The following is a 24375-nucleotide window of genomic DNA, read 5'->3' as shown; positions in this document are numbered from 1 at the left end:
CCTCCACGATGACGGCCGCGCCCCCCGCGCAGGCACTCCTGCAGGTGAAGGGGCTCCAGAAGCTCTTCCCCATCCGCCGCGGCTTCCTCAAGCGCACGGTGGGCCATGTCCGTGCGGTGGACGGCGTGGACTTCCACATCGACGAGGGCGAGACGCTGGGCCTCGTGGGCGAGAGCGGCTGCGGGAAGACCACCACCGCGCGGTGCCTCCTGCGCGCCATCGAGCCCACCGCCGGCGAGATCCTCATGCGGGTCGCCGGCGGCAGCGTGGTCGACGTCGCGCGCCTCGGCGCGGCGGAGCTCCGCGCGCTGCGGCGCGAGATGCAGATGATCTTCCAGGACCCTTTCGCCTCTTTGAACCCGCGCATGACCCTGCTCGACCTCGTGGGCGAGCCGCTGTACGTGCACGGCGTGAGGAGCCGGCGGGAGCGGGAGGAGCGCGTGGCCGATCTCCTCCGCCGCGTGGGGCTCCGGCCGGAGTACATGCGCCGCTTCCCCCACGCCTTCAGCGGCGGCGAGCGGCAGCGGATCGGCATCGCCCGCGCCCTCGCCCTGCGCCCGCGTCTCGTCGTCGCCGACGAGCCGGTCTCGGCCCTCGACGTCTCGGTGCAGGCCCAGATCCTCAACCTCCTCCAGGATCTCCAGCGGGAGTTCCGCCTCACCTACCTCTTCGTGGCCCACGATCTCAGCGTGGTGCGCCACATCAGCGATCGGGTGGCGGTGATGTACGTGGGACGCATCGTGGAGCTGGCGGAGACCGAGGCGCTGTTCACCGCGCCCCGGCACCCGTACACGGCGGCGCTGCTCTCGGCGGTGCCGGAGCCGGACCCGCGCGCCCGCGCCAAGCGCATCATCCTGCAGGGCGAGGTGGCGAATCCCGCCGCCCCGCCGCCCGGCTGCTACTTCCACCCCCGCTGCCCGTACGCCATCGACAAGTGCCGGACCGACGCGCCGGCCTGGGAGGAGATCGCCCCCGGCCGCCGCGTCGCCTGCCACCGCGCCCAAGAGCTCGCGCTCGCCGGCGTCGAGTGAGCGGCAAGGAGACCCCCATGGCCGACCGCCTACCGAACCATCTGACGGTCCTGAATCCCATGGGCTTTCCGCCGAAGGTCACGCGCAAGCCGCTCGCCCCGCGCCTGACGACGCTCGAGGGTCGCACCGTCTATCTCGTCGACTGCCGCTTCGACGACTCCGACATCTTCCTCGGGCAGATGCGCGCCTGGCTCGCCGAGCATCTGCCGGGCGTCAACGCCGTGGTCAAGCGGATCTCCAGCGTGTATCTCAACGACGATCCCGCCACCTGGGAGGAGATCAAGGCGCGGGGCCACGCGGCCATCGTCGGTGTCGGCCACTGAAGCACCTGCGCGCCGGCGGTCGCCGCGCACGCGATGACGCTCGAGGCCCGGTACGGCGTGCCCACCGTGGCCATTCACACGGACAAGTTCGACCGGGTCGTCCGCTCGGTGGCGACGGTGAACGGCATGCCTGGGCTGCGCCAGGTGTTCGTCCCCCAGCCCATCATGGGGAAGACCGCGCCCGAGCTGCGCGCCTACGTCGACGGCCTCGACCCCATTACCGGCCGCGCCGTGATGCAGGAGGTGGTGGAGGGCCTCACGCGCCCCTTCGACGCGGAGGAGGGGGAGCCGGCCGAGTTCGACCGCTCCACCCCACGGAGTGTCGAGGGGCGGTCGGCGGAGGAGCTCGAGCAGCTCTTCCTCGACAATCACTGGACGGACGGCCTGCCCATCGTGCTGCCCACGGAGGAGCGGGTGGCCGCCATGCTCGCGGGGACGCGGCGGCGTCCCGACGAGGTGGTGGGGCGCATGCGCTCCACCCATTTCCGCGAGCCCTGGGAATATACGGTGGAGAAGGTCGCGGTGAACGCGGTGATGGCGGGCGCGCGCCCCGCGTACTTCCCCGTGATCCTCGCCCTCGCCGCCACGGGTGTGACCGCGCGCAGCAGCAGCTCCAGCGCCATGGCCTCGATGGCCGTGGTCAACGGTCCGGTGCGGCACGAGATCGGGATGAACGCGGGCACAGGCGCCATGGGCCCGTATTGCCACGCCAACGCCACCATCGGCCGCGCTTACGGCCTCCTGTCCCAGAACGGCCAGGGCGGCTCGGTGCCCGGGCTCTCCTACATGGGCAATCAGGGCAACGCCTACGCCTACAACAGCGTCACGTTCGCCGAGAACGAGGAGCGGAGCCCCTGGGAGCCCTTCCACGTGGGGCGCGGGCTCCAGCCGGACGAGAGCGCGGTGAGCGTGTTCTCCGGCTGCCGCTCCACCGCCTTCTCGCTGGGCCTCCGCGAGACGCACTGGCGCACGCACGTGGCCAATCTGCTGCGCGGCATGGAACCCTCCATCCCGCCCACGTTGCTCCTCGATCCCATCGCGGCGCGGCAGTTCGTGGATCGGGGCGGCTTCGTGAAGAAGGACGCCCTCCTCGACTGGATCTTCGAGACGGCGCGCATGCCCGCCCGCGAATACTGGGACTATCAGCTCGTGCAGAACTACATCTACCCGCGCGCCACGTTCGGCGAGGAGCCGTGGGCCTCGCGCCTGCGCGCCACGCCGGATGAGCTTATCCCCATGTTCCGGCGTGAGGACATCCACGCGGTGGTGGTGGGCGGTGAGACCAACGGCTACTGGCGCATCATGGGCTGCACCTACCAGAAGACCATCTCGGTGGACGCGTGGCGCTAGCCCGCCGGCGCGCGGGGACGATCCGCCTCGCGCTCCTGCCGATCGCGCTCGCGCTGGTCACGGGGACCGCGCTCGCCCAGTCGCCGCAGGCGCTGGTCGTGCCCACACCGCTCGAGTTCGCGCTGGCCTGGAGCCTTGACAAGCCCGACGGCAGCAGATGATCACCGTCCAGCACTTCCCGAAGCTGTCCCAGGTCGAGCCGCAGGCCTTGCTCGGTCGGTGGACCCAGAGCGTGCTCGCCGCGTGCCCGAAGGCGCAGATCTCGCGGGCGCCGCAATCGCCCGTCAACGGGCACCCGGCCATGCGCGTGTACGTGCACGTGACGGACTGCGGGGCGCGGGCGCCGGAGAGCATCCTCGCGGTGGTCATCAAGGGCGCCGACGCCATGCACATGGTGCAGCACGCATGGCGCCCCACGCCGCCCACGCGCGAGCAGCTGCAGGCCGCGAGGGTCTCGTTCGACCGCGTGCGGCTGTGCGCGACGGGCGACGCGGCCTGCGCGCGGTGAGCGGGTTGGCGGCCTAGACCTGCGGGGCGGTGGGGCCGTCGCCCATCAGGGTCGTGCGCCGCATGTCGCGGCGCTCGCCCTCGGGGTAGGGCCGCACGCGGTGCATGGTGCGGCGGTTGTCCCACATGACGAGATCGCCCACCTGCCAGCGGTGCGAGTACACGAACTGCCGCTGGGTCGCGTGCTCCACCAGATCGCGGAGGAAGGCGCGGGCCTCGGGAACTGGCCACCCCACGATGCCGCCGGCGTGGGAGGCGAGGAACAGCGACTTCCGTCCCGTCGAGGGGTGGGTACGCACCAGCCGCTGGCGCACCGGGGCGAAGCGCGCCCGCTCGTCGTCGGTGAAGTCGGTGAAGCCGAGCTGCTGGCGGGAATAGATCTGGGAGTGCTCGCAGATGAGATCCTCGATCTCCCGCTTGGTGTCCTCGTCGAGCGCCTCGTACGCCGTGCGCATGTCCGCGAACTCGGTGTTGCCGCCCTTGGACGGGATGCTGTGGCTGTGCAGGATCGAGTACTTCGCGGGCACCACCTTGAACGAGCTGTCGGAGTGCCAGAGGCGGTTGCCCAGGGCGAAGAGGCGCGTGCGCGAGTCGCGGGCGAACACCTGGTCGTTCGCGTCGATGTTGGACACGTCCGCAAAGGTGGTGGGCAGGCGATACGTCTCGCGGAGGCCCGTCCCGACGGCCTGCTCGATCTCGCCGAGGCTCAGCGTGAATGCCATCTGCTGCTCCTGAGTGATGGGCCGGCCGTGGAACACCAGCACCGCATATTCGTCCATCGCGGCGTGGACGTCCTTCGCGTCCGCCGGGGTGAGGGGCCGGGTGAGGTCGAAGCCCTCGACCTCCGCGGCGAAGCATGGACCGATCTGTCGGGCGGTGAGCATGCCGGGTCTCCTTCTCGCGAGCTAGGGCACCCCTCGAGACGCCACGATTCTAGACCGGCGCCAGGGGCTCCGTCACTATGCTGGAGCCATGCTCGTCCTGGCCGCCGGCTCGCCCCTGCACGCCGCCCTCGCGGCCCTCGCCGCTACAGCACGCGTCGTCGTGGTGGCAGGCCTGCCGGGCACGGGGAAGAGCCTGCTGATCCATCAGCTCGCCCAGCTCGCCCACGGAACGGCGCGGAGCGTCTCCCTGCTCCAGTGGGACGTGGCGCGGCCCGTGGTGGAGGGAAGCCCGGCGGCGCGCGCGTATCCGGCGAGCCACGGCGTCACCCATGGCATGGTCCGCGTGGCGGTCGGGCGGTGGGCGCGCGGCGCGATCGCCGCCTGGGACTTCGGGCGCCCGGCCGAGGCCTTGCTCATCGTCGAGGCGCCCCTCGTCGGTCACCGCCTCGTCGAGCTCGCGCGGCCGACGGCGGACGCGGCCGAGCCCTTGCTGAGCGGGTCGCGCACCCGCTTCATCGTCCCGGTGCCGTCGCGCACGCTGCGCGCCCATCTCGAGGTGGAGCGCGGCCGCCGCGCGCTCGCGCCGCGGCATCCCCGCGAGCGCGAGGACGCGCCGCCGGACGTGCTGCGTGATCTCTGGCGGCAGCTCGCGCGTCTCGCCGCCGCGCTGGGGCTGGCGGCGCTGCCGCCCGGGACGGAGGACCTCCCCTACGATCCGGCGATCTACGCCGCCGTGTACGCACAGGTGCTGCGCCGCCGGCACGTAGAGGTACTGACTATGGACGCCGTGCTCCCCGCGTCTGGGCTCTCTCCCTACGACTTCGGCATTCCCGTCGAGGACTTGCGCCCGGCACCTGAGGAGGCGCCGGGGCTCGTTGACGCGGCCGCCCGCGAGTGGGCCGACCCGCAGGCGCTGGCCATGGCCATCGAGCGCTGGTATGTGACGCCCTGAATAGGGCGCGGGTTGCCCGCGTCACTTGGGGTGATGAAGACCACGCGTCTCGGGCGCAGAATCGAGCAAGGGCTGGGCGCGCTGCTGCTCCTGGCCGCGCTCGCGATTCACCCCGCGCTCGCACACGCGAGCCCGCCGGATCCCTCCTGGATCCCCGGAATCTATGACGGCGCCGACTTCGACGACGTCGTCCTGCTCGTGGCGTCCGGCTACCCCGCCGCGGCCCCCGCCGCCATCGAGGCCCCCTCGCCCGATCTCCCGCTGATCGGGCAGCCGGCCCATGGCCCCGAGGCCGTGCCGGCCGCGCCAACCGGCGGCCTCCTTCGCTCCCGCGCCCCGCCCGCCCGCTAGCTCCTCCGCGTTCTCGTCGCTGTCGCATCACGGACGTGAACTCTCATGACAGGAGGACTTTTCCCATGCTTCGGCATCTTGCGTGGACGTGTGCAGGTGTGGCGCTGGTGGTGATGGTCTTCGGCGGAACGGCGGCACGGGCCCAGTGGGCCGGTGACCTTCCCGGGAAGCGGCCGACGAACGAGGCCGATGCCGCCCAGATCGGGGATCTCTACTTCCGTGTCGAAAGCACTCCCGCGACCGGGCGTGACGGCCGGCCCCGGCTGACCGGCTATGTGTGCAACGACTACGAGGAGCCTGCGGCGAACGTGACGATCCGCATCGAGCCCGTCGATCTCTTGGGCCGTAGCGAGGGCGACGTGGTGAAGCCGCTTGACGAGACAGTGCCGGCCAAGGGGCGCGCGTACTTCGACGTGCCGGTGCCGGAGGGCGACTCGTACCGGGTCGATGTTGTCTCGTTCGAGTTCGTCGAGCTCGAGCACTCCTAGGAGGTGACGCCATGCCCATGATCGAGTCCGAGCGGCTCTGGGCGATCGTCCTGGCGGGCGGCGAGGGCACACGCCTCGGCGCCTTCACGCGCTGGCTCTACGGTCACGAGCGGCCCAAGCAGTACACCGCGCTCGGCGGGACGCGCTCGCTGCTGCGCCAGACCCTCGACCGGGTGGGGCGGCTCGTGCCGCCCCGCCAAACCGTCGTCGTCACGATGGCGCATCACGCGCGCTTCCTCGAGCCCGAAGTCGCCGACCTCCCGGGCATCTCCGTGCTGTATCAGCCGTGCGATCGGGGCACCGCCGCCGGGGTGCTCATGCCCGCGCACTGGATTCACGCGCGGGATCCCGGCGCCACCGTGGTGGTGTTTCCCACCGATCACTTCATTCCCGACGATGCCGCGTTCATGGTGTCGGTGGCCGAGGCGGTCGAGCACGCGCAGGCCCATCCGGCGTGGCTCGTGCTGCTCGGCGCGCCTCCCACCGAGCCCGACACCGAGTACGGCTGGATCGTGCCGGGCGAGCCTCTCGACTGGCCGGGCCGCGCCGTGGTTCGCCGGGTCGAGGGGTTCGTGGAGAAGCCGTCGGAGATTCAGGCGCGACGCTTCTTCGCCCAGGGATCTCTCTGGAATACGTTTGTCTTCGCCGCCGGTCTCGAGGGGCTCATCGAGGCCGGTCACGAGGGCGTGCCGCTGCTGCACGACCGTCTGCTTCGCTTCGAAGTGTTCGTGGGCACCCGACACGAGCCCTGGGCGATCACCCAGGCCTATCAGCTCTCGCCGCGCGCCGATTTCTGTCGCTCGGTGCTCGAAGCCACGTCGCGGCCGTTCGCGGTCGCCACGATCGATCCGCACACATGGTGCGACCTGGGGACGCCCGAGCGCGTCGCGCGCAGCCTGCGCACGCTGGGCTCGCCCTGCGCGGCGTGGCTGGACGCTCTCGCCGCGAGGGCCTGAAGGAAGGCGCCCCGTGGCGCCCGGCCCACGCGATGGGCCGGGCGCCACGGGGGCTGCGGGCCGCTACTTTTCGTACTTGAACGAGACGTTGATGCGGGCGCGGTAGGAGGTGACCTTGCCCTTGTCGATCGTCACGTCGAGCCGACTGACCTCGGCCACGCGGAGGTCGCGGAGGCTCTTGCCAGCCGTCTGGACGGCATTCTTGACCGCGTCTTCCCAGGAGGTCTTGCTCGTGCCCACCAGATCCGTGACTCGGTAGACGCTCTCGTTCGCCATGGTCACTCTCCTCGAATGAGGGATCGGCGGAGGCGCGGCCTCCTGGACGCTCCAGGAGGCCGCGCGTGATGCCGTTCGCGGGGTGCCCGCGCTACGCGCGGGTCGGGGCCACGTAGCCGTAGCGCGTGTTCGTGCGCTGGCCGCCCGCGGCCACGTATTCCTGCTTGATCGAGGCGATCTTGTCGTTGGTGATTGCCCCGAGCGCCGACCGGACATCCAGGCGGTAGAGCCGCGCGGAGTTACCGCCGAGGATGGCCGACTTCACGAGCCCGTCGGGCGGGCCCAGGTAGGGGAACTGGTTGTTCTTCATCATGCCCTCCGGCATGGACAGGCGACGTAGCGCCTCGATCTGCCACTGCGGAGAGCCGTACCACACCGAGTCGCTGCCGTAGACGACGCGGTCGACGCCCAGTCCGCGAACGAGCGTGCCGATGAGGGCGGCGGCGAGCGGCGGGCTCGACACCGCGCAGGTCGCGAACGAGGTGCCGATCTCTCCGTAGACGTTGCTGACCCCGAACTTCGACGGAATCTCCGCGAGGTCGGTGACCCAGTTGAGCCGGCCCGTCTTCTGGAAGTCGGCCAGCATCGCGTCGGGGGGTTCCAGGAACATTCGGAGCGCGGAGTGGTAGATGACGAAGTTCATCTGCGGCCAGTCTTTCGCCGCCTTGCCCACGTCCCAGACGGTGTTGTACTGCCACGCCTGAGCCCAGGACTTCTCGTAGTCGGCGGGGAGCAGGCCCTTGTGGATGCAGATGGTGTTGATGCCGGCCTTCACCGCCTTCTCGTAGAACGGGTACATGAGCTTCTCGTCGTCCAGCCGCCAGAACGAGCCGAGCTTGGAGGGCGAGAGCGGATCGCCCACCGTATAGCCCTTCCAGCTGTCCGGCTTGACCTGGGCGATGCAGCGGTCGACCTCGGCCATCCAGGGCCCCTTGTTGGGCGTGATGACGGCGTGGCCCAGCAGCCGCTTCGAGCCGGAGATACGATTGATGGCGGCGCGCGCCGCCGCGATCTGGTCGTTGGTAAGGAGGTCCCAGGTGGGGTCGTCGAACGGGGCGCCCGAGAGCAGCGCCACCTTGGTGTCGCTGTCGACGTAGATCTCCTTCACGTAGTTCTCGAACTTGTAGCGCGCCAGGTTGTTCTCCCCCGCGAGAGCGGGGTTCCAGTTCTTCTTGGCGTACTTGGCAAGGTCGAGAAGCCCGGCCTGGTTGAAGTCGTCGCGGACGAAGTGCGTCTGGTCGTCGAAGATGAACTGGCCCGCGAGCGCGCCCGCCCGCTGGTCGGCCACGCCCGGCGTCTGCGCCTCGGCCCGGCTCACGTCGAAGAGCGGGCCGAACACCTCGTTCATCGCCAGGAAGGCCGCCGCCATGCCGGCGGTGCTGGCGAGGAAGCGGCGCCGGTCCATTCCATGGCGCGGGGCCAGGTCGGCGGCCAGATCCTTGATGCGCGCTTCCACGCGCGCCTGCTCGGGGGACTGCGGGAGGGGATTGTACTCGCCGTTCGACACGATCTGGGTTGGCACGGGAGACGCGAAGGCCGCGCTCTCGGCTGGGGCGGTTCGCTGCAGCTCGTCCTCGCTCAGAAAGTGGGGCATACCGACCTCCTTCGAGAAGGGACAGGAACCATCGTTCTGCGTGAGCGAAGGGCGGGTTGGGCCCGAGCGAGACCGAGCACCACCTCCTTGTGGGCTGGCGGGATCATACTCCAACCCTTCTGCGCCGGAAAGTCCCACCGCGCGGGGCCGTGGTAAGCTCCTCGCCGCGACCGCCAGCCGACAAGGAGATCCGACCATGTCCGTCAGCGAATTCCATCCGAGCCCGCGCTACCCCGATCCCGCGATTCAGATCGTCGATCAGAGCTTCGCGCGCTATCGACTCGCGTCCGCCAAGGTCGAGCGGCTGGCCACCGGGTTCCGCTGGGCGGAGGGACCGGTGTGGATCGGCGACGGGCGCTATGTCCTGTGGAGCGACATCCCGAACAACCGCGTGATGCGATGGGACGAGGAGACAGGCCAGGCGAGCGTGTTTCGCAAGCCGTCTAACTTCGCCAACGGCCATACGCGCGACCGGCACGGTCGCCTGCTCTCCTGCGAGCACGGCGGCCGCCGCGTGACGCGCACGGAATACGACGGGACCATCACCGTCCTTGCGGACGGTTACGAGGGAAAACCGCTCAACTCGCCCAATGACATCGTGTGCAAGTCGGACGGCTCGATCTGGTTCACGGATCCCAACTTCGGCATCCTGGGCTACTACGAGGGCTACATGGCCCCGTCCGAGCTCCCGACGAACGTCTATCGTCTCGACGGAGCCACCGGCCAGCTCTCGGTGGTCGCGGGCGACATCACCCGGCCCAACGGCCTCGCGTTCTCGCCCGACGAGTCGCGGCTCTACCTGGTCGAGTCCGGACCACCGCGGAACATCTTCGTCTACGACGTCACCGACGGCGGCACGCGCCTCGCCAACCGGCGCAAGCACATCGAGGTGGGGCAGGGCACGCCGGACGGGTTCCGCTGCGACGTGGACGGCAATCTCTGGTGCGGCTGGGGCATGGGGCAGGAGGGGCTGGACGGCGTGCATGTCTTCAACCCCGACGGCACGCTGATCGGGCAGATCAATCTTCCCGAGCGCTGCGCGAATCTCTGCTTCGGCGGGACCTACCGCAACCGGCTCTTCATGGCGGCGAGCACGTCGCTCTACAGCCTCTACGTGAACACGCAGGGGGTGAAGGGCGGCTGAGCCGCCTGCGCATCACTCCGCGATCGGCACCTCGTGGCTCACCCGGCCCACCGTCACCCGCATGCTGAGCCCGTCCGACTCCGCGGTAGGGGGAGGGAAGGTGCCCCGGAAGCTGCCGTCCCGCGCGTCCGGCGTGAGGCGCGTTTCCTGGATCCTGCCGCCGTTGATCCGGCGCAGGATGCGCACGTCGGCGCTGGGCAGGGGCCGTCCGCCCGCATCGGTGACCCGGACCGCAATCGCCGATGTGTGCCCCAACGCGTCGCGCACGCGCCGCATCTCGAGGCGCGGCACGCCGCTGAACTCCGCGGGCGCTTCGGTCGCCGCGGCCGCGGTGGCCTCCCTCTTCGGCTCGGGCCTGGGGTCGGCCTTCACGGCCGCCTGAGGCGGCGCGGGATCCGTGTGCGCCGGAGGTGCCGCGAGCTTGGCTAGGCGGGCCGGGCCCACCGCCGGCGGCTCGGGCGCGCGCGCGGCCCGCCCATTACTCGCGCGCGGCGGCGGCGCCACCTCGGCGCTGCGCGCGGCATCGCGCGGAGTAACCGGCGTGGGCGCGGGAGGCGCCGGCGCGGTCACCGTGGGCGGGGGAGACGTGGCCGCGACGGGGGTCTCCGGCGCCGGCGTGCTGCGCAGCCATGCGACCGCGTCGCCCGCGACGCCGGCCACCCGAGCCAGCGCGTCGCTCTTGATCACGACGGAGGCCCCGCCGATCACGATGAACGCGACGCCGGCGGCGAGGGCCAGCCGCCGACGCATCGGCGCGGGAACGGCGTCGGCGGCGAGCGAACGCCCTCGGCGGAGAGCTCCGCCGAGCGCGCCGGCGGCGAGCGAGAGTCCTCGGCGGGAAGCCCCGCCGAACGCGCCGGCGGCACGCCCGAGCCCCCGGCGAAACGGCTCTCCCAAGGCACCCGCACGAGCGGCCTTCGACGGAGCGGCGAACGCGAAATCGTCATCCCCGTTAATGGGAATCGTCGTGTCGGTCACGCGCCAGTTCTCGCCCTCGTCGCGCGAGACGATGGCATAGCCGCGCGACCGCAAGAGACTGTCCACCCCGTGCAGACGACGCTGCTCGATCCCGACGACTACCCCGTCCGCAGGCTCGAAGGCGTGGTCTGGACGCCGGTCGATGACGATCTCGAGCTCATCGCCCGTTCGGGTGAGGTACCCCAGGGCGATATTCAAGTAGCCCAGGAGCAGTGGGTTGTCGCGCGATACGATGCAGAGGTGCTGGGCCATCGGCTCACGTCCCTCGGGGACCAGCCCCCGGGGTCTTCCTCTGATCATCGGCCCCGCCCACCGCATCAGTCAAGATTCGTGGGCCAAGAAAGAACACGACTGATAGGGCCCGTAAGACCAGCGGTTTACGCGATGCGTCAGACCAGCATTCGAGTGAGGGCCTCCGGCTCGCTCAGCATCGGGTAGTGGCCCGTGTCGAGCTCCGCGTAGGGGGCCTTCAGACGTTCGGCAGTGCGCCGCTGATGCCCTTCCGGGGGATTCCGGGCGCGGCGGCATCGGATCACCGACGCGGTCCACCGCTGCTCCCAGAAGTCGGTTGCCACCATCGGGGCCTCCAGCGCCGCGATGGGGTGGGGCGTGTAACGCTCGAGGGCCCATCCCCGCAGCGAGGGCTCGAGATCGGCGAACATGCGCGACTCCGCGTCCGCCCGCGTCGGGGCGGTGCTGAGCGCAGTCGCTTGCCCCGCAGGGCGGTTCACGATGTCCGCCACACGCTCGCCGGGCAAGAGGGCGAGCGCGTCGACGAAGACGAGCCGGCCGATGCGGGGACGAGCCAGCTCCGCCGCCTTGCACACCACCATACCGCCCGAGCTTGTGCCGACGAGCGCCACGTCGGTGAGGTCGTCGTAGAAGAGGAGCTCGGCCACCTCCTCCGCGTGGGTGGCCACGGTGATGCCGGCACGGAGCCCGCCGCGGCGCTCCGCGCAGCCCTCCAGCGTGGGGACGTGTACCTCGTGTCCCGCCGCGCGGAGACGCTGCGCCACCGGCTTCCAGATCCAGGCGCCCTGATAGGCGCCGTGCACCAGAACATAGACGCTCATCGCCTGGGCCTCACGCGAAGGCCTGGCGTACGGTCGCGCCAATCAGGGCGACGGCGCGGAAGGCGCTCGACAGCACCTTGCCCATGCCCGCGAAGCCGTGAATCATACCGCCGAAGCATACGTAGTCCACCATGACGCCGGCATCGCGCAGCCGCATCGCGTACGCCGCACCCTCGTCGCGCAACGGGTCGAACCCGGCGGTGATGATGAGAGCCGGTGGCAGTCCGGCGAGCGAGCGCGCCCGCAAGGGCGAGGCCCGCCAGTCGTCGCCGTCGCGCGGGCCGGCCAGATAGTGCGCGCGGAACCAGCGCATGCTCTCGCGGGTCAGCGAGTAGCCGTCGGCGAAGTCGGTGTAGGACTGCGCCTCGGCGCCGAGATCGGTGACGGGATAGATGAGCACCTGGCCGGCGATCGGCGGCCCGCCCGCGTCGCGCGCGAGCAGCGCCACCACCGCGGCGAGATTGCCGCCCGCGCTGTCCCCGCCCACCACGAGCTTGCGGCCATCCACCCCCAGCTCGGCCCCGTGCGCCGCGACCCAGCGCGTGGCCGCCCACGCGTCGTCCAGCGCCGCCGGGAACTTGTGCTCGGGGGCCAGCCGGTAGTCCACCGCGATCACGGAGACACCCGACGCCGCGGTGATCTGCCGGCAGAGCACGTCGTGGGTCTCGAGGTCACCGATCACCCAGCCGCCGCCGTGGAAATACACGTAGGCGGGCAAGGGCGTGCTCGTGGGAAGGCCCGCCGGACGGTAGACGCGCAGAGGAATCTGCCCGTCGGGGCCCTCGGCGGTGGCGTCGCGGACGCTGCCGACCTCGGGGGCCGTGGGCGTGGAGAGCGGGCGCGTCTCCAAGAAGAGCCGCCGCGCGTCCTTGGGATCGAGCTGATGGTAGGCGGGACGTCCCGAGCTCGCGAGGGCCTCCAGGACGGCCTTCGCCTGCGGATCGAGAGCGCTCATCGGGGGCCTCCAGGTCTGGCTGCCGGCTCGGCGAGGAGCGCCGCCGCCGGCTTCTCCACCACCGTGCCTTTGAAGAAGTCCGGGTTCACTTCGCCCCAGAAGCGCACGGCGTTGGCGTACATGAAGTCGCGGAAGTCGGCGTCGGTCATGAGACCGTGCTCGACCAGCTCGTAGGCCTCCGGCACCACCTCGGCCATGTCGGGCACGTCGAAGTGGCCGATGTCCGAGCTGAACAGCGCGTTCAGTCGAGCCCCCATGGGATTGGCCTTGGGGTTGAACGCCCAGGCATTCACCGGATCGTCGGCCTCGCACCCGAAGTAGTAGCGGGGGACGAACAGGTCGCGGATGTCCTCCTTCTTCTCGATCTGGCACCGGAAGTAGTCGTCGAGGTCCTCGATGCCGCCGGTGAGCTTCGAGTTCGAGTCGCCCTCGAGCCCCTCGCCGCGGCCCACCGCCTCCGCCACCGCGGGGCTCCCATACTTCTTGGCGTACTCGAGGAGCCGCCCGAGCTCGAGGCGGTTCGGATTGGTGCTCTCGATGGCGCGGCGGTTCCGCTTCTCCCAGTGGCCGATGAGGTCCGCGTAGAGCATGGACGCCCAGCCGACACCGCCCTCGAGGAAGGCGAAGTTCAGTGTGGGGAAGCGGCGGGTGACGCCGCCGAAGAAGAGGGCCTTGGCCACCGCGTGGCCGGCGGAGGCGAAGTGGCCGATGTGGTTGTAGCAGAAGTTCGACGGGGAGTTCCGCAGGAGGATCGAGCGGGCCCCGTTGTGGAAGCTCGGCGCCACGCGGAGCTCGAGACACTTCCGCCACACCGGATCGTAGTCGTACGGGCTGTCGATCCCGATCACGTCGTACCACTCCACGTGCCGGGACGCGTCCGGGCTCTCCGCCTCGAGCGCGGGCACGCGGCGGCGCATGAGGCCGCCGATCATCACCACTCGATAGCCGAGCTGGGTCACCGCGAAGTCCAGCTCCTCGAGGGCCTCGTCGGGCGTGTACATGGGGATGATCGCCGCGGGGATGATGCGGTCCTGGAGTCCGCGGAACTGATCCATGGCGAACACGTTGTAGGCGCGGCAGATGGCCCGGCGCATCCGCGTGTCCTGCATTCGGTGGTACGAGAGGCCTGCGGTGGGATAGACCACGCTGAAGTCGATGCCGAGGTCGTCGAGCCGCTCGTACATGAGGCGCGGCATCATCGCGGTGGCCCGATCCAGGACGTTCTCACAGGGCGACGACCAGAAGGCCTCCTGGCCCACCCGGCGCTGCGTCCGCTCCGTCAGGGACATCTTGAGGGAGTTCGGCACGCGCTGACTCGCCATGGCCAGGCCCTCGACCGCGGCCTCGCCGCCAATGCGACGGAACTCCTCCTTCATGACGGGGCCGTACTCGATCCAGTGCCCGTCGGCGTCGATCACGGGATGGCTCAGCCGATCGTGGAGGGAGCGGGCGGTGATGTGGCCGTTGGTCGTCATGGCGGCGCCTCCTGGGCGGTCGGCACTGCGCTCGGGTCGGGACCCGGGGCCATCCTGCCCCGCGAGGGTGGGCAGGTCAAGGGCCGGGCGGGTGGCTCGGAAAGGGGCGTCGACGTCCCGGCTGGGGCGCGGCCGCCCCGCGACCCAAAGGAATCAACCGTGGCGCGCGTTCCGCAAGTGTCCTGAAACACGAGGGGTGCCTGCTGGCATGAAGGTTGCCCCTGAGCGCCCAGGGAGGAATTGCCATGGCGCTCAAGGAGCTGCTGATCATCGCGGACAACGACACCGCCTACCGGTCGCGTCTCGACGTGACCTTCGAGCTCGCTGCCGAGCATGGCGCGCGGGTGACGGGCTTGCACGTCATGCCGCCCCCGATCCTCCCCCTCTACGCCGACATCCCGATTCCGGAGTCGGTCGAGAAGGTCCAGCGCCTCGAGCTGGAGGAAGCCGCGCGCCTCGCCGCCGCGGAATTCGCCGCTGCTGCGGCGCACAGCGGTGTGCCTACGGAGTGGCGTGTCGCTGAGGGCCATGTGATGCAGGTGGCGGCCACCCACGCACGGTATGCCGATCTCACTGTGGTGCCGCAAGGCATCGACCTCGGCGAGCCCTCGGCTGACCTGCATGCGCTCCCGGAAGAGCTGGCCCTGTCGGTGGGACGCCCGGTCCTGGTGATCCCACGCTACGGCTCCTTCCCCCGAGTCGGCCGCCATGTGCTGGTGGCGTGGAACGGGAGTCGAGAGGCCACGCGCGCCATGCACGACGCGCTGCCGTTGCTGCAGCGAGCCGAGCAGGTGACGGTGCTTTCCATCGACCCGGCCGTCACGCCCGGCGATCGACTCCCGGGCGCGGACATGTCGCTGTATCTGGCCCGGCATGGAGTGACGGCGCGCGCCGCCTCCGTCGCCGGCGCGGAGGCGACGGTCGGCGACACGCTCCTGTCCTACGCCGCCGATCACGACATCGACCTGCTCGTGATGGGGGCCTATGGGCATGCGCGCCTTCGGGAGATGGTCCTCGGCGGCGCGACACGCTCCTTGCTCCAGTCCATGACAGTCCCCGTGCTGCTGTCGCACTGAAGAAACCGCGCTGGCGATTCGGGGTCGCGGGGGGCTCGCCTCTCAGAAGACCGATGGCTCCCGCGAGTTCGTGGCACACGCGATGCAGGAGGAACGAGGAAGTCCGTAGCACGGCGCAACGGCCTGCTGACTGTGACGCTGCCGAAGGCGGCGGGGGCTACGGGGAACATCATTCCCATCAAGTCCGACTAGCGCGGGGAGGAGCCGGAGGAGGGGCCAATGAAGAAGCCCAAACGCAAGCGGATTACTGCGAAGAAGCAGCGGCCCCGGAGCCGTCGCCGCCTCGCTCTGGAAGGTTCGGAGGACGTCTTGACGCCGTCGTTAGCCACGCGATTGTCGCATCCCGAGACCGCGCCGACTCTCTCTGGAGGTGATGTAGACGCCGACTGGCTAGCGGCGGAAAGCAGTGGAGAGGAAACGGTGGGTGGGAGCGTCGCCACGCCGGATCAGAGCGTGGTGGACGAGATCGGCCGAGCTCTCGGTGTGGAGCAGGGCTCGAGCGCTCCCGTGATACCGACAGAGGACATTCTGCACGATCGAGATCGCCGCCGCTGGGAGCTCGAGCGGCGCGCCGATCGCAAGAAGGGGCGCGGCTGATTCGGCGCCCCACCCGCGCGGCCGCGTCAGCCGCGGCCGCCGGGCAGGGGTGCCTCCGCGTTGACCGGCGGGGCGGACGTGACAATGGCGAGGTGCCGGAAGGCATACGTGAGCGTGGCCGCGAAGGCGAGTCCGCCCAGCGCGAGCAGTATGCCCGCTCGGCGTATCCATGTCGCGTCGCCCACGGCGAGCGTCACCGCGAGCAGGAGCATGCCCGCCGTGAGCAGCGCGTAGGCCAGGGCCTCGAGGCGCGGCGCCGTGAGCTGGGCCACCGATGGCACGGGGGCGCGTCCGACTCGGGGGCCGTAGACGCGGTGCCAGACGAGCACCGGCACGATCTTCAGCATGACGCCCGCGATGGTGAGCGAGCTCCATCCGCCGAGCGCCAGCGCGCCGTAGGCGAGGGCGGCGTGCGGACCCGATAGAAGCCCGAGGGCGAAGCCGAGCCCTCCCGCGATCAATAGGAGGAGGGCCGCGCTGCCGGTGAGCGCGAGCCGCAACCCCCAGTCAAGCCCCGGCCGCCGGGATGCGCGGGTTATCGTGAGCACGGCGAGGCCGTGCGCGGCCGCGGCGGCGCTCACCGCGAGCGCGCCGGGTGCCGTGAGGGCCGGCGCCGCGATGAGCCCGGCGATCAGCATCGGCAACCCCAGACCCAGTCCCCAGAGCTGCACGCGCCCGAGCCAGGGCGCCGGCTCGGGGGCGACGAGGAACATGGGGTAGATGCGCGCCGCCACGCCGAACACCATCGGCGCCACCCAGCCGAGCAGCGCGAGATGCACGTGAGCGTGGAGTGTGGCGAGCGCGTCGCTCGGGAGCACTGGCCAGAGACGATTGATGCTCAGGGTGAGCCCGAAGAGCGCCGTGAGCGCGAGCCCCGCATGTCCCAGCCGCACCGCCCGCGCGGTGAACGTGGAGTCGCGGAACCCGCGCAGCGTCATCGCCACGTTGAAGACGTGCAGCGCGACCCCGCTCCCGACCAGCGCCGCCGCCGCGGCGAGCCCGGGCCACGTGCCGAGATAGAAGTGGCTGACCATGCCCGCGATACCGGTGGCGAGGATCCAGAATTGCCAGCGCGCCAGCCGCTCGCTCCACAGGGGACGTCCCAGCGCGACGGGGACGATCTGATAGCCGGCGCCCATGATGGCGAGCGTGATCCAGCCGAGTGTGACCAGGTGGGTCAGCGCGAAGAGGCGCGGCTGATAGTAGTGACCGGACAGCTCCGGCGCGAGCCACACCACGCCGAGCGTGGCGAGCACGTACGCCGCGGCCGCCGTCGCCAGATAGCGGAGGGCGAGGGCCGCCGCGGCATGGTCGCTCGGCGGACGGTGAAGCGGCAAGCTCACGGGGCCGCTCGGCGGCGGATGCGGATCCGCACCAGCCCAGGCTCCGGCTCGTCCGTCTCGTGCACGAAGCCGCGATCATCGAGCTGGGGATAGAGGAACGTGGGGCGCCGGTCGTGGTGGACCTCGAGCTCGGCGCCGCGCTCGAGGCGCTCCGCCTCCTGGAGCACCCGGACCATCGGCTGCGGTGGCTCGAGCCCGCGCACGTCCAAGCGAATCGATCGCGACGCCCGCGTCAGCGTGTCGACCAGGGTCTCGAGGGAGACGCCGGCGGCGGCCGCCGCCTCGGTCAGCGTGAGATGCGCCCCGCAGCAGTGGTTGATCCCGAGGCGGGCCATCGCCTCCCGCGCGCCCGGATGCTCGCGCGCGATGGCCTCGACGGTCCGTCCCGCGTCGATCCTGCGTCCGCTCGTGTCCTGACTCATGCTCGTGTCCTCCTTGCTCAGACGGTACCGCGCCCGTCGAGGGATGGGGTATGACGTGAGTCATACACGAGCTTCCGTCGCGGACAGCGCGACGATCACGCGACTGGACCATCAGCGAGTACGACCTGAAATAGCCGAGCGGCTGGGGTGGCGTTGCCCCAGTGAGGCTCGTCCTCCCCAAATGACGGCCCGGCCGCCGCGCTCCAATGCGTCGGATTCGTTGACGTCATTCGGTGGCGTCGGGCTTGCAACCCCGTGTCGTCATGAAGCTCAACCGAATCCTCGTTCCGCTCGATGGCTCCGCGCTCGCCGAGGCCGCGCTCGGCCCGGCGGTGGAGCTCGCCCGTCCGTTGGGCGCGACGCTGCTCCTGGTTCGCACGGCGGAGGCCCCCGTCTTCTCGGGTACAGACCTCGTGGAGGCCCAGGTCGACGTAGTGCGCGAGGCCGAAGGCTATCTCGCGCGGGTGGCCGATCGCCTCGGGCGGGACGGGCTGCACGCAGAGCCGAGCGTCTGGTACGGGCCGGCGGCGGCCGGCATTGTCGAAGCCGCCCACCGGCGGAGCGCGGACCTCATCGTGATGAGCACGCACGGCCGCAGCGGCCTGGATCGGTTGATCCTCGGCAGCGTCGCCGAGTCCGTGCTACGGGGCACGGTGACGCCCATTCTCTTGCTCCGCGCGCCCGAAGCGCCGCTCGAGACCGTGCCCGGTCGGGGAGCGGCGCGTCCTGCCCGGGAGAAGCCACATGACTAGCGTGAGCCGTAGCCAGATGCCGCTGACCGAGCGCTTCTCGATGCAGGTGATCCACCGGGATCTCGACGCCCGGATCGTCGGGCAGCACATCCACATCTTCGACGAGGTGGAGTCCACGAACGCGATGCTCCGGGACCTCGCCCGTCTGGGCGCCTCCGATGGTACGGTGGTGCTGGCGGAATCGCAGCGGAGGGGGCGCGGCCGCCTGGGGCGTCCGTGGTTCTCGCCGCCGAACGTGAACTTCTACGCCTCCGTCCTGCTGGAGGGTGAGCTGCGGCTCGAGGACATGGGCCCGGTGTCCTTCATCGGCTCGCTGGCGACCAGTGATGCCATCAAGGATCTGGGGCTGGCGCCCGCGATCAAGTGGCCCAACGACGTGCTCCTGGACCGCCAGAAGGTCGCGGGCGCGCTGCTCGAATGGGTACCGCGCGAGCTGGTGCCCGACTGCGCCGTGATCGGCGTGGGCGTGAACCTCAACGTCGATCTGGCCAGGCTGCGCGAGGCCCTCGGCCCGGAGGCGGCCTTTGCCACCTCCGTGGCGGCGGCACTGGGGCGGCCGATCGACCGAAGCCGGTTCGCGGCTTCGTTCCTCAACCATCTCGACCGATGGTGGCGGCGCTACCGCCTCGCGGGAGCGCGACCGCTCGTGCGAGCCTGGCAAGACCGCGACATCCTGACGGGCCGGCGGGTCGAGCTTCGCGGCGCCGGCGGATCGATCGAGGGCCGTGCGCTCGGCATCGACGACGGCGGCCGCTTGATCGTGCGCACCGCGGCCGGGGACCGGCACATGGTGCTCACCGAGGACGTTCGCGTCCTCGACTGAGACGGAACGACAAGGGAGGGGATGATGAAGCGCATTCGCCGCATCGTGCATCCGAGCGACTTCTCACGGGCGTCCACGCCGGCCTTCACCAGCGCGGTGGACATGGCGAGGGCGAACGGGGCGGAGCTTCTGCTCGTCCATGTCTTTATGCCGGGCGTGCCGCCCCTGGGCCAGGCGCCTACATGAGGCCGTCGGTGTTCGCGGATCTGGAGGCGTCCGCGCGCGCCCAGTGCAAGAAGCAGCTCGAGAAGCTGGTTGCGAAGGCGCGGCGCGCCGGGGCGCGTGCCCGGGGACTCCTGCTCGAGGGGCTGCCGCATGAATCTATCAACCAGGTGGCCCGGCGCAAGCGTGCCGATCTCCTGGTGATGGGCACGCACGGCCGCACCGGCTTCGCCCGGTTCTTCCTGGGCAGCGTGGCGAGCCGGGTGCTCGCCACCGCGCCGTGCCCGGTGATGACCGTACGAGGGGGCTGAGCCATGACACCCGGGAGGTCGCGCGTCCTCGCCACCGGACTGCTGGCCTTGGGGCTTGGGCTCGGCTTCGGATCCCCTCCCGTCGCGGGTGCGGAGATGGGGCCGACCATCGACGAACAGCGTATGAGCCGGATGATGAAGATGATGACCGACATGCAGGGACAGATGCGGGAGATGCAGGGCCACATGCAGGGGATGGGCGCCATGCACGGCCAGATGGGCCACGTGATGAGCCAGATGGGGCAGATGCACGGGATGATGGAGCAGCACCGCCGCGAGATGATGCAGCACTGCCCGATGGGCTCGACGCCCTCGACGCCGCCCAAGCCCTGAGGCGAGCCTGGAAAGGAGCGAGCGGCCATGATCGTCCGAGATCTGATGACGAGCGCGGTGATCACCGCGCTGCCGTCGATGCCCATCTTCGAAGCCCGCAATCTGATGCTGAAGGAGCGGATCCGTCACCTGCCGGTCACCACGCTCGACGGCCGCCTGGTCGGAATCGTCACCGACCGTGACATCCGCCTGAACCTGCCGTCGCAGGCCACCAGCCTGTCGGTATGGGAGATCAATCACCTCCTGGCCAAGCTCACCGTCGGCGACGTCATGACCGAGACCGTGATCTCGGTGGGTCCCACGCGGCCGGCGCGGGACGCCGCCCAGCTGATGGTGGACCGCCGGATCGGCGCGCTGCCGGTGGAGGATGCCGGTCGCCTGGTGGGGATCGTCACCGAGACGGACCTCCTGCGCGCATTCATCAAGATGGAAGCTCCCGTCGGGACGGCGGGGCGCCCCTGAGGGACCGCCGACGGCCTCGGCCATGACGGTGCGGGTGCTCGTGGTCGACGACGAGGTGGACTTTCTCGCGACCTACGAGCGCCTCCTCCGCCGCCAGCGGTACGAGGTCACGGCGGTGTCCTCGCGTGCCGCCGCGCTCGACGCGGTCGCTCACGAGTCCCGTCCCTGATCATCTCGGATCTGCGCCTTGCGGACGGCGAGGGGCTGGACATCGTTCGCGCGGCCCGCGCGGGGCCGCGCCCCTTGCCGGTCATCGTCGTGACGGGCTACGCTTCCGAGGAGCGGCGGCGGGCCGCGCTGGCGGCGGGAGCGACGGCCTTCTTCGCCAAGCCCTTCCTCGCCGCCGCGCTGCTTGCCTCCGTGCGCACCCACCTGGGACGCTCAGTCCCAGAAGACTGACCGCGCGGCCGCGCCCTAGCGCGCTTGCCCCTCCGCCCGGGCGCGCAGGGCGTCGAGATCCCCCAGCACGAGATGGCCGCCCACGTCTTCCAGTAGACCCTCCTTGAGCCAGCGGCCGATGATGCGGATGGTCGTCTCCACGGTGGTGCCGGTCATGTCGGCCAGGCTCTGTCGCGTGAGGTGAATGGGCAGCGTGACTCCGTCCTTGCCCCGGGTCCCCTCGCGGGCGGCCAGACGGAGGAGGGCCGCGGCCAGACGCGCTTCCACCGGATCGACGGCGAGCGACGTCACGGAATCGTGCGCGGCGCGCAGCCGGCGTCCGATCAAGCGCGCCATCTCGCGAATGAAGCTCGGGTGCCGGTCGGCGAGGGCGATCATGGGCTCGGCCGCGATCTTGATCACGACTGCCGGTTCGATCGCCTGCGCCGCCGCTGGATACGGCCGTTTCTCGATCACCGCGACGCCGCCGAAGATCTCTCCCGGCCCGAGCAGCTCGAGCACCACGTCCTTGCCACTCTTCGAGTGCCGCACGATCTTGATGTGCCCGGTCTTGACCAGGTAGAACCAGCGGGCCTGATCTCCCTCCATGAAGACGTAGTCGCGCGCGCGATGCGGTTCCTCCAGGGCGAGCCGGGCCAGCGACTCGATCTCGCGCGGGGGAAGTCCGGCGAAGGCGGGATTCTGGGTCAGGAACGTGAACAGATCCTTCGGGGACATCGGCGGGAGGATAGCACGGCGTTCGCGCGACTTCGGTGCCCCACCCGAGGCGGCCGCGCCCCAACGCCCGACGATCGACTCGCGCAACTGCCCGGAATGTCTCGGTGATGCGGTGGCACCCGCGTTGCAACGCATATCGTTGCAACGCATGTCAGCGAGACGGTGCGCAGACGCGCGCCGGGGGGGGGAGGCCGCCATGCTGGTCCGCGATGTCATGAGCAGGAAGCTGACGACGATCGCGCCTACGGGAACCTGTTTCGAGGCGGTGCAGCGTATGCACATGGGCCGGATCCACCATCTTCCGGTGGTCGCCGCAGCCGATCGGCTCGTCGGCATCCTGACCGACCGCGATCTGCGCCACCACCTCTTCTCGCCCGCGGTATTCCCGGTGCTCGGCATGACACCCGTCGACACGCTGCTCGGGGCGATGCGCGTGTCCGACGTCATGGTCACCGACGTGATGACCGTGCGGCCGGACCAGTCACTCGGCGAGGCGGCACAGCTCATGATGACGAGGCGTGTCGGATCGCTCCCGGTGATCGAGGAGGGGCGACTCGTCGGTATAATCACCGAGACAGATATGCTCCGCACGATCGTTCGAGGCGACGTGGGGGCGGCGTGCGCGGACATCATCGTCGCCCTTCCGTGGGGGAGGGGGCCAGTGCCGGATGCGCTAGAGGGCCGGTGGCGATGAAGACACCTCGCCGGATCGCTTTCGGCATCGACGGCTCGACCCCGGCCCGGCGCGCCGTGGAGTTCGTCGCGCGCTTGGCGCCACCACGCTCGCGGGCCTGCTCGACGCCGTGAAGAGGTCGCGCGCCGACGTTTTGGTGCTCGGCGCCAGGGGCCCGGGCGGCCGGGCCGCGCGGGCGCTCCTGGGCAGCGTGGCCGACGGCGCGGTCAAGCGGGCCTCCGTCTCGGTGGTGATCGTCAAGTAGCGCGATCCCGCTCCCGCTCGTTCTCCGCGTCGGGCATGGTATGGTTACCGACACCTTCCACCCCACACGGAGGTCGGACATGGCCCCATTCCCTCGGCGCGCTCTCCTGCTGCGCACCCTCTCCCTGGGCGTGGCCGCGCTCGCCGTCGCGCTGGCCGGCGTCCTCCCCGCCGCCGCGCAGGACAAGCCGCGCGCCGGCGGCGAGCTCGTCTTCATCGTGCCTGCGGAGCCCCCGAGCTTCGACGCCCATCGCGAGGAGACGTTCGCGATGCTGCATCCCGGCGCCCCCCACTACAGCCTCCTGATGCGGGTCGATCCCACCGACAAGACCGGGACCAAGTTCATCGGCGACCTCGCCGAGTCCTGGAGCTCGTCGGCCGACAAGCGGACGTGGACGTTCAAGATCCGCCGGGGCGTGAAGTTCCACGATGGCAGCGTGCTCACGTCGAAGGACATCAAGGCCTCGTACGACCACATCATCTTCCCGCCCCAGGGCGTGGTGTCGAGCCGCAAGGAGCAGTACCGGCCGGTGGAGGCGGTGGAGGCGCCGAACTCCGACACCGTGGTGTTCCGGCTCAAGTGGTACGAGGCCTCGTTCCTCGCCACGCTCGCCTCGCCGTGGAACTGGATCTACAAGGCCGACATCCTCGCCACGGACCCGCGCTGGTACGAGAAGAACGTCATGGGCACCGGGCCCTTCGTGTTCGGCGAGTACGTCCGGGGCTCGCACTGGACGGGGAAGAAGTTCGCGGACTACTGGGACAAGGGCAAGCCCTACCTCGACGGCTTCCGCGCCATCTTCATCCCCAGCGCCTCCGCGCAGGTGGCAGCGATCCGGGGCGAGCGCGCCATGATCCAGTTCCGCGGCTTCACCCCCGCGGACCGCGACGCTCTCGTGGCCGCGCTCGGTCCCAAGATCACCGTGCAGGAGAGTCCCTGGAACTGCTCGATCCAGGTGGCGATGAACCAGCAGAAGAAGCCCTTCGACGACAAGCGCGTCCGCCGGGCCCTCACCCTGGCCCTGGACCGCTACGAGGGGTCGAAGGCCCTGTCCCGGATCGCGCTCGTGAAGGAAGTCGCCGGCATCCAGGTGCCCGGCACGCCGTGGGCGACGCCGCCCGAGGAGCTGGCCAAGCTCGCCGGCTACAGCCATGAGATCAACGCCTCCCGCGCGGAGGCGAAGCGCCTCCTCAGGGAGGCAGGCCAGGAGAACCTCACCTTCACGCTCACGAACCGCGCCGTCCCCCAGCCGTATGAGCCGGTGGGGATCTGGCTCATCGACCAGTGGCGGCAGATCGGCGTCAATGTGAAGCAGGAGGTGCTCGAGACCGCGCAGTGGCTGCAGAACCAGAAGAACGGCGACTTCCAGGTGTCCACCAACGCCCCCTGCAACTCCATCGTCGAGCCGGACATGGATCTGCACTGGTTCCTCACCACGTCGCCGGTGAACTTCAGCAAGCACAAGGACACCGTGATGGACGACCTCTATACGCGGCAGTCGCGGGCGCAGGATCCGGAGGAGCGGCGGAAGCTCCTGCGGGCATTCGAGAAGCGGCTGTACGACGAGGAGGTCCACTACATCCACACCTTCCAGTGGCAGCGCATCGTGCCGCATCTCGCCAAGGTGCGGGGGTGGACCATCACGCCCAGCCACTACATCAACCAGCAGCTCGACACCGTCTGGCTGTCCGAATAGGAGGCCA

General features: G+C 70.2%; 33 protein-coding genes. 23 read left to right on the top strand and 10 right to left on the bottom strand.

Annotated elements, in window-relative coordinates; all coding sequences use genetic code 11:
• The first annotated feature begins 8 nt into the window (after nucleotides 1-8).
• From VFX14_18760 to VFX14_18740, 5 genes are read left to right on the top strand one after another with little or no spacing between them, the layout of a single operon-like run.
• Complete coding sequence (locus tag VFX14_18760; protein HEU5191733.1) at nucleotides 9-1031, top strand: dipeptide ABC transporter ATP-binding protein; 1023 nt, start codon at nucleotides 9-11, stop codon at nucleotides 1029-1031.
• 17 nt (nucleotides 1032-1048) lie between these two features.
• Complete coding sequence (locus VFX14_18755) at nucleotides 1049-1354, top strand: hypothetical protein (GenBank protein HEU5191732.1); 306 nt, start codon at nucleotides 1049-1051, stop codon at nucleotides 1352-1354.
• A gap of 33 nt (nucleotides 1355-1387) precedes the next feature.
• A complete protein-coding gene (locus VFX14_18750; GenBank protein ID HEU5191731.1) occupies nucleotides 1388-2704 on the top strand; it encodes a UGSC family (seleno)protein in 1317 nt (438 codons plus the stop codon).
• Nucleotides 2695-2865: a hypothetical protein gene (locus VFX14_18745; protein HEU5191730.1), complete on the top strand. Its 171-nt coding sequence runs from the start codon at nucleotides 2695-2697 to the stop codon at nucleotides 2863-2865. The genes VFX14_18750 and VFX14_18745 overlap by 10 nt, the downstream gene beginning before the upstream one ends.
• Nucleotides 2862-3212 (top strand): hypothetical protein, encoded by a 351-nt coding sequence (locus VFX14_18740; protein HEU5191729.1) that lies wholly within the window; start codon nucleotides 2862-2864, stop codon nucleotides 3210-3212. The genes VFX14_18745 and VFX14_18740 overlap by 4 nt, the downstream gene beginning before the upstream one ends.
• A 13-nt stretch (nucleotides 3213-3225) precedes the next feature.
• Here the strand turns inward: VFX14_18740 and VFX14_18735 are convergent, their stop codons facing one another.
• The gene (locus tag VFX14_18735; protein HEU5191728.1) at nucleotides 3226-4095 is read right to left on the bottom strand and encodes a TauD/TfdA family dioxygenase; all 870 of its coding nucleotides are present in this window, start codon (nucleotides 4093-4095) and stop codon (nucleotides 3226-3228) included.
• Nucleotides 4096-4183: 88 nt separating this feature from the next.
• On the opposite strand from VFX14_18735, the gene VFX14_18730 reads away from it, so the two are divergent.
• The 4 genes from VFX14_18730 (at nucleotide 4184) to VFX14_18715 (ending at nucleotide 6842) form a co-directional block, all read left to right on the top strand.
• Nucleotides 4184-5047 (top strand): hypothetical protein, encoded by an 864-nt coding sequence (locus tag VFX14_18730; protein ID HEU5191727.1) that lies wholly within the window; start codon nucleotides 4184-4186, stop codon nucleotides 5045-5047.
• A 33-nt stretch (nucleotides 5048-5080) separates the two neighbouring features.
• Nucleotides 5081-5398, top strand: coding sequence for a hypothetical protein (locus VFX14_18725; GenBank protein HEU5191726.1), 318 nt, complete (start codon nucleotides 5081-5083; stop codon nucleotides 5396-5398).
• A gap of 65 nt (nucleotides 5399-5463) precedes the next feature.
• On the top strand, nucleotides 5464-5886 hold the full coding sequence (locus VFX14_18720; protein HEU5191725.1) for a hypothetical protein: 423 nt from the start codon (nucleotides 5464-5466) through the stop codon (nucleotides 5884-5886).
• A gap of 11 nt (nucleotides 5887-5897) precedes the next feature.
• Complete coding sequence (locus VFX14_18715) at nucleotides 5898-6842, top strand: sugar phosphate nucleotidyltransferase (protein ID HEU5191724.1); 945 nt, start codon at nucleotides 5898-5900, stop codon at nucleotides 6840-6842.
• Between the two features lie 63 nt (nucleotides 6843-6905).
• Here VFX14_18715 and VFX14_18710 read toward each other — a convergent pair whose 3' ends face one another.
• The gene (locus VFX14_18710; protein HEU5191723.1) at nucleotides 6906-7118 is read right to left on the bottom strand and encodes a dodecin family protein; all 213 of its coding nucleotides are present in this window, start codon (nucleotides 7116-7118) and stop codon (nucleotides 6906-6908) included.
• A 91-nt stretch (nucleotides 7119-7209) separates the two neighbouring features.
• Nucleotides 7210-8712: an amidohydrolase family protein gene (locus tag VFX14_18705; GenBank protein ID HEU5191722.1), complete on the bottom strand. Its 1503-nt coding sequence runs from the start codon at nucleotides 8710-8712 to the stop codon at nucleotides 7210-7212.
• A gap of 196 nt (nucleotides 8713-8908) precedes the next feature.
• Here VFX14_18705 and VFX14_18700 point away from each other — a divergent pair, with 196 nt between their 5' ends.
• Nucleotides 8909-9856 carry an SMP-30/gluconolactonase/LRE family protein gene (locus VFX14_18700; protein ID HEU5191721.1) on the top strand — a complete coding sequence of 316 codons (948 nt, stop codon included), beginning with the start codon at nucleotides 8909-8911 and terminating at the stop codon, nucleotides 9854-9856.
• A gap of 12 nt (nucleotides 9857-9868) precedes the next feature.
• On the opposite strand, the gene VFX14_18695 is transcribed toward VFX14_18700, so the two are convergent.
• From VFX14_18695 to VFX14_18680, 4 genes are all read right to left on the bottom strand, one after another.
• Nucleotides 9869-11086, bottom strand: a complete 1218-nt coding sequence (locus VFX14_18695; protein ID HEU5191720.1) for a hypothetical protein — start codon at nucleotides 11084-11086, stop codon at nucleotides 9869-9871.
• 137 nt (nucleotides 11087-11223) lie between these two features.
• Nucleotides 11224-11907, bottom strand: a complete 684-nt coding sequence (locus VFX14_18690; GenBank protein HEU5191719.1) for an alpha/beta fold hydrolase — start codon at nucleotides 11905-11907, stop codon at nucleotides 11224-11226.
• A 10-nt stretch (nucleotides 11908-11917) separates the two neighbouring features.
• Nucleotides 11918-12862, bottom strand: coding sequence for an alpha/beta hydrolase (locus VFX14_18685; GenBank protein ID HEU5191718.1), 945 nt, complete (start codon nucleotides 12860-12862; stop codon nucleotides 11918-11920).
• On the bottom strand, nucleotides 12859-14337 hold the full coding sequence (locus VFX14_18680; GenBank protein ID HEU5191717.1) for an amidohydrolase family protein: 1479 nt from the start codon (nucleotides 14335-14337) through the stop codon (nucleotides 12859-12861). The genes VFX14_18685 and VFX14_18680 overlap by 4 nt, the downstream gene beginning before the upstream one ends.
• 245 nt (nucleotides 14338-14582) lie before the next feature.
• Between VFX14_18680 and VFX14_18675 the strand changes: the two genes are divergently transcribed.
• Both VFX14_18675 and VFX14_18670 read left to right on the top strand, forming a co-directional pair.
• Nucleotides 14583-15413, top strand: a complete 831-nt coding sequence (locus VFX14_18675; GenBank protein ID HEU5191716.1) for a universal stress protein — start codon at nucleotides 14583-14585, stop codon at nucleotides 15411-15413.
• Nucleotides 15414-15632: 219 nt separating this feature from the next.
• Nucleotides 15633-16010: a DUF6335 family protein gene (locus VFX14_18670; protein HEU5191715.1), complete on the top strand. Its 378-nt coding sequence runs from the start codon at nucleotides 15633-15635 to the stop codon at nucleotides 16008-16010.
• Nucleotides 16011-16036: 26 nt separating this feature from the next.
• Here VFX14_18670 and VFX14_18665 read toward each other — a convergent pair whose 3' ends face one another.
• Complete coding sequence (locus VFX14_18665; GenBank protein HEU5191714.1) at nucleotides 16037-17353, bottom strand: cbb3-type cytochrome c oxidase subunit I; 1317 nt, start codon at nucleotides 17351-17353, stop codon at nucleotides 16037-16039.
• Nucleotides 17350-17775 carry a DUF542 domain-containing protein gene (locus tag VFX14_18660; GenBank protein ID HEU5191713.1) on the bottom strand — a complete coding sequence of 142 codons (426 nt, stop codon included), beginning with the start codon at nucleotides 17773-17775 and terminating at the stop codon, nucleotides 17350-17352. The genes VFX14_18665 and VFX14_18660 overlap by 4 nt, the downstream gene beginning before the upstream one ends.
• A gap of 263 nt (nucleotides 17776-18038) precedes the next feature.
• Here VFX14_18660 and VFX14_18655 point away from each other — a divergent pair, with 263 nt between their 5' ends.
• Genes VFX14_18655 through VFX14_18620 form a run of 8 tightly spaced genes read left to right on the top strand, consistent with a single transcriptional unit; the run spans nucleotide 18039 to nucleotide 21017 of the window.
• Complete coding sequence (locus tag VFX14_18655) at nucleotides 18039-18527, top strand: universal stress protein (protein HEU5191712.1); 489 nt, start codon at nucleotides 18039-18041, stop codon at nucleotides 18525-18527.
• Nucleotides 18520-19350 (top strand): biotin--[acetyl-CoA-carboxylase] ligase, encoded by an 831-nt coding sequence (locus tag VFX14_18650; GenBank protein HEU5191711.1) that lies wholly within the window; start codon nucleotides 18520-18522, stop codon nucleotides 19348-19350. The genes VFX14_18655 and VFX14_18650 overlap by 8 nt, the downstream gene beginning before the upstream one ends.
• A gap of 24 nt (nucleotides 19351-19374) precedes the next feature.
• A complete protein-coding gene (locus VFX14_18645) occupies nucleotides 19375-19536 on the top strand; it encodes a universal stress protein (protein ID HEU5191710.1) in 162 nt (53 codons plus the stop codon).
• Nucleotides 19537-19544: 8 nt separating this feature from the next.
• A complete protein-coding gene (locus tag VFX14_18640; GenBank protein ID HEU5191709.1) occupies nucleotides 19545-19823 on the top strand; it encodes a universal stress protein in 279 nt (92 codons plus the stop codon).
• A gap of 3 nt (nucleotides 19824-19826) precedes the next feature.
• Nucleotides 19827-20156 (top strand): hypothetical protein, encoded by a 330-nt coding sequence (locus VFX14_18635; GenBank protein HEU5191708.1) that lies wholly within the window; start codon nucleotides 19827-19829, stop codon nucleotides 20154-20156.
• Between the two features lie 27 nt (nucleotides 20157-20183).
• Complete coding sequence (locus VFX14_18630; protein HEU5191707.1) at nucleotides 20184-20618, top strand: CBS domain-containing protein; 435 nt, start codon at nucleotides 20184-20186, stop codon at nucleotides 20616-20618.
• Nucleotides 20619-20640: 22 nt separating this feature from the next.
• Nucleotides 20641-20787 carry a hypothetical protein gene (locus tag VFX14_18625; GenBank protein ID HEU5191706.1) on the top strand — a complete coding sequence of 49 codons (147 nt, stop codon included), beginning with the start codon at nucleotides 20641-20643 and terminating at the stop codon, nucleotides 20785-20787.
• Nucleotides 20784-21017 carry a response regulator gene (locus tag VFX14_18620; GenBank protein ID HEU5191705.1) on the top strand — a complete coding sequence of 78 codons (234 nt, stop codon included), beginning with the start codon at nucleotides 20784-20786 and terminating at the stop codon, nucleotides 21015-21017. The genes VFX14_18625 and VFX14_18620 overlap by 4 nt, the downstream gene beginning before the upstream one ends.
• Nucleotides 21018-21032: 15 nt before the next feature.
• On the opposite strand, the gene VFX14_18615 is transcribed toward VFX14_18620, so the two are convergent.
• Nucleotides 21033-21734, bottom strand: a complete 702-nt coding sequence (locus tag VFX14_18615; protein HEU5191704.1) for a Crp/Fnr family transcriptional regulator — start codon at nucleotides 21732-21734, stop codon at nucleotides 21033-21035.
• 196 nt (nucleotides 21735-21930) lie between these two features.
• Here VFX14_18615 and VFX14_18610 point away from each other — a divergent pair, with 196 nt between their 5' ends.
• The 3 genes from VFX14_18610 (at nucleotide 21931) to VFX14_18600 (ending at nucleotide 24368) form a co-directional block, all read left to right on the top strand.
• Nucleotides 21931-22428 carry a CBS domain-containing protein gene (locus VFX14_18610; GenBank protein HEU5191703.1) on the top strand — a complete coding sequence of 166 codons (498 nt, stop codon included), beginning with the start codon at nucleotides 21931-21933 and terminating at the stop codon, nucleotides 22426-22428.
• 97 nt (nucleotides 22429-22525) lie between these two features.
• Entirely contained in the window at nucleotides 22526-22672 is a 147-nt protein-coding gene (locus tag VFX14_18605) for a universal stress protein (protein HEU5191702.1), read from the top strand.
• Between the two features lie 79 nt (nucleotides 22673-22751).
• Nucleotides 22752-24368, top strand: coding sequence for an ABC transporter substrate-binding protein (locus VFX14_18600; GenBank protein HEU5191701.1), 1617 nt, complete (start codon nucleotides 22752-22754; stop codon nucleotides 24366-24368).
• The last annotated feature ends 7 nt before the right edge of the window (nucleotides 24369-24375 follow it).

Source organism: Candidatus Methylomirabilota bacterium, from assembly GCA_035764725.1.
Taxonomy (GTDB): domain Bacteria; phylum Methylomirabilota; class Methylomirabilia; order Rokubacteriales; family CSP1-6; genus DASRWT01.
The sequence above is the reverse complement of the archived record's forward strand: the minus strand, read 5'-3'. Positions and strand labels throughout refer to the sequence as shown.

What these genes read in the sequence shown, in the direction of transcription:
- VFX14_18760 (HEU5191733.1), top strand. Translation starts at nt 9, where the DNA reads ATGACGGCCGCGCCCCCCGCGCAGGCACTCCTGCAGGTGAAGGGGCTC.
- VFX14_18755 (HEU5191732.1), top strand. Translation starts at nt 1,049, where the DNA reads ATGGCCGACCGCCTACCGAACCATCTGACGGTCCTGAATCCCATGGGC.
- VFX14_18750 (HEU5191731.1), top strand. Translation starts at nt 1,388, where the DNA reads ATGACGCTCGAGGCCCGGTACGGCGTGCCCACCGTGGCCATTCACACG.
- VFX14_18740 (HEU5191729.1), top strand. Translation starts at nt 2,862, where the DNA reads ATGATCACCGTCCAGCACTTCCCGAAGCTGTCCCAGGTCGAGCCGCAG.
- VFX14_18735 (HEU5191728.1), bottom strand. Translation starts at nt 4,095, where the DNA reads ATGCTCACCGCCCGACAGATCGGTCCATGCTTCGCCGCGGAGGTCGAG.
- VFX14_18730 (HEU5191727.1), top strand. Translation starts at nt 4,184, where the DNA reads ATGCTCGTCCTGGCCGCCGGCTCGCCCCTGCACGCCGCCCTCGCGGCC.
- VFX14_18725 (HEU5191726.1), top strand. Translation starts at nt 5,081, where the DNA reads ATGAAGACCACGCGTCTCGGGCGCAGAATCGAGCAAGGGCTGGGCGCG.
- VFX14_18720 (HEU5191725.1), top strand. Translation starts at nt 5,464, where the DNA reads ATGCTTCGGCATCTTGCGTGGACGTGTGCAGGTGTGGCGCTGGTGGTG.
- VFX14_18715 (HEU5191724.1), top strand. Translation starts at nt 5,898, where the DNA reads ATGCCCATGATCGAGTCCGAGCGGCTCTGGGCGATCGTCCTGGCGGGC.
- VFX14_18710 (HEU5191723.1), bottom strand. Translation starts at nt 7,118, where the DNA reads ATGGCGAACGAGAGCGTCTACCGAGTCACGGATCTGGTGGGCACGAGC.
- VFX14_18705 (HEU5191722.1), bottom strand. Translation starts at nt 8,712, where the DNA reads ATGCCCCACTTTCTGAGCGAGGACGAGCTGCAGCGAACCGCCCCAGCC.
- VFX14_18700 (HEU5191721.1), top strand. Translation starts at nt 8,909, where the DNA reads ATGTCCGTCAGCGAATTCCATCCGAGCCCGCGCTACCCCGATCCCGCG.
- VFX14_18695 (HEU5191720.1), bottom strand. Translation starts at nt 11,086, where the DNA reads ATGGCCCAGCACCTCTGCATCGTATCGCGCGACAACCCACTGCTCCTG.
- VFX14_18690 (HEU5191719.1), bottom strand. Translation starts at nt 11,907, where the DNA reads ATGAGCGTCTATGTTCTGGTGCACGGCGCCTATCAGGGCGCCTGGATC.
- VFX14_18685 (HEU5191718.1), bottom strand. Translation starts at nt 12,862, where the DNA reads ATGAGCGCTCTCGATCCGCAGGCGAAGGCCGTCCTGGAGGCCCTCGCG.
- VFX14_18680 (HEU5191717.1), bottom strand. Translation starts at nt 14,337, where the DNA reads ATGACGACCAACGGCCACATCACCGCCCGCTCCCTCCACGATCGGCTG.
- VFX14_18675 (HEU5191716.1), top strand. Translation starts at nt 14,583, where the DNA reads ATGGCGCTCAAGGAGCTGCTGATCATCGCGGACAACGACACCGCCTAC.
- VFX14_18670 (HEU5191715.1), top strand. Translation starts at nt 15,633, where the DNA reads ATGAAGAAGCCCAAACGCAAGCGGATTACTGCGAAGAAGCAGCGGCCC.
- VFX14_18660 (HEU5191713.1), bottom strand. Translation starts at nt 17,775, where the DNA reads ATGAGTCAGGACACGAGCGGACGCAGGATCGACGCGGGACGGACCGTC.
- VFX14_18655 (HEU5191712.1), top strand. Translation starts at nt 18,039, where the DNA reads ATGAAGCTCAACCGAATCCTCGTTCCGCTCGATGGCTCCGCGCTCGCC.
- VFX14_18650 (HEU5191711.1), top strand. Translation starts at nt 18,520, where the DNA reads ATGACTAGCGTGAGCCGTAGCCAGATGCCGCTGACCGAGCGCTTCTCG.
- VFX14_18645 (HEU5191710.1), top strand. Translation starts at nt 19,375, where the DNA reads ATGAAGCGCATTCGCCGCATCGTGCATCCGAGCGACTTCTCACGGGCG.
- VFX14_18635 (HEU5191708.1), top strand. Translation starts at nt 19,827, where the DNA reads ATGACACCCGGGAGGTCGCGCGTCCTCGCCACCGGACTGCTGGCCTTG.
- VFX14_18630 (HEU5191707.1), top strand. Translation starts at nt 20,184, where the DNA reads ATGATCGTCCGAGATCTGATGACGAGCGCGGTGATCACCGCGCTGCCG.
- VFX14_18625 (HEU5191706.1), top strand. Translation starts at nt 20,641, where the DNA reads ATGACGGTGCGGGTGCTCGTGGTCGACGACGAGGTGGACTTTCTCGCG.
- VFX14_18615 (HEU5191704.1), bottom strand. Translation starts at nt 21,734, where the DNA reads ATGTCCCCGAAGGATCTGTTCACGTTCCTGACCCAGAATCCCGCCTTC.
- VFX14_18610 (HEU5191703.1), top strand. Translation starts at nt 21,931, where the DNA reads ATGCTGGTCCGCGATGTCATGAGCAGGAAGCTGACGACGATCGCGCCT.
- VFX14_18600 (HEU5191701.1), top strand. Translation starts at nt 22,752, where the DNA reads ATGGCCCCATTCCCTCGGCGCGCTCTCCTGCTGCGCACCCTCTCCCTG.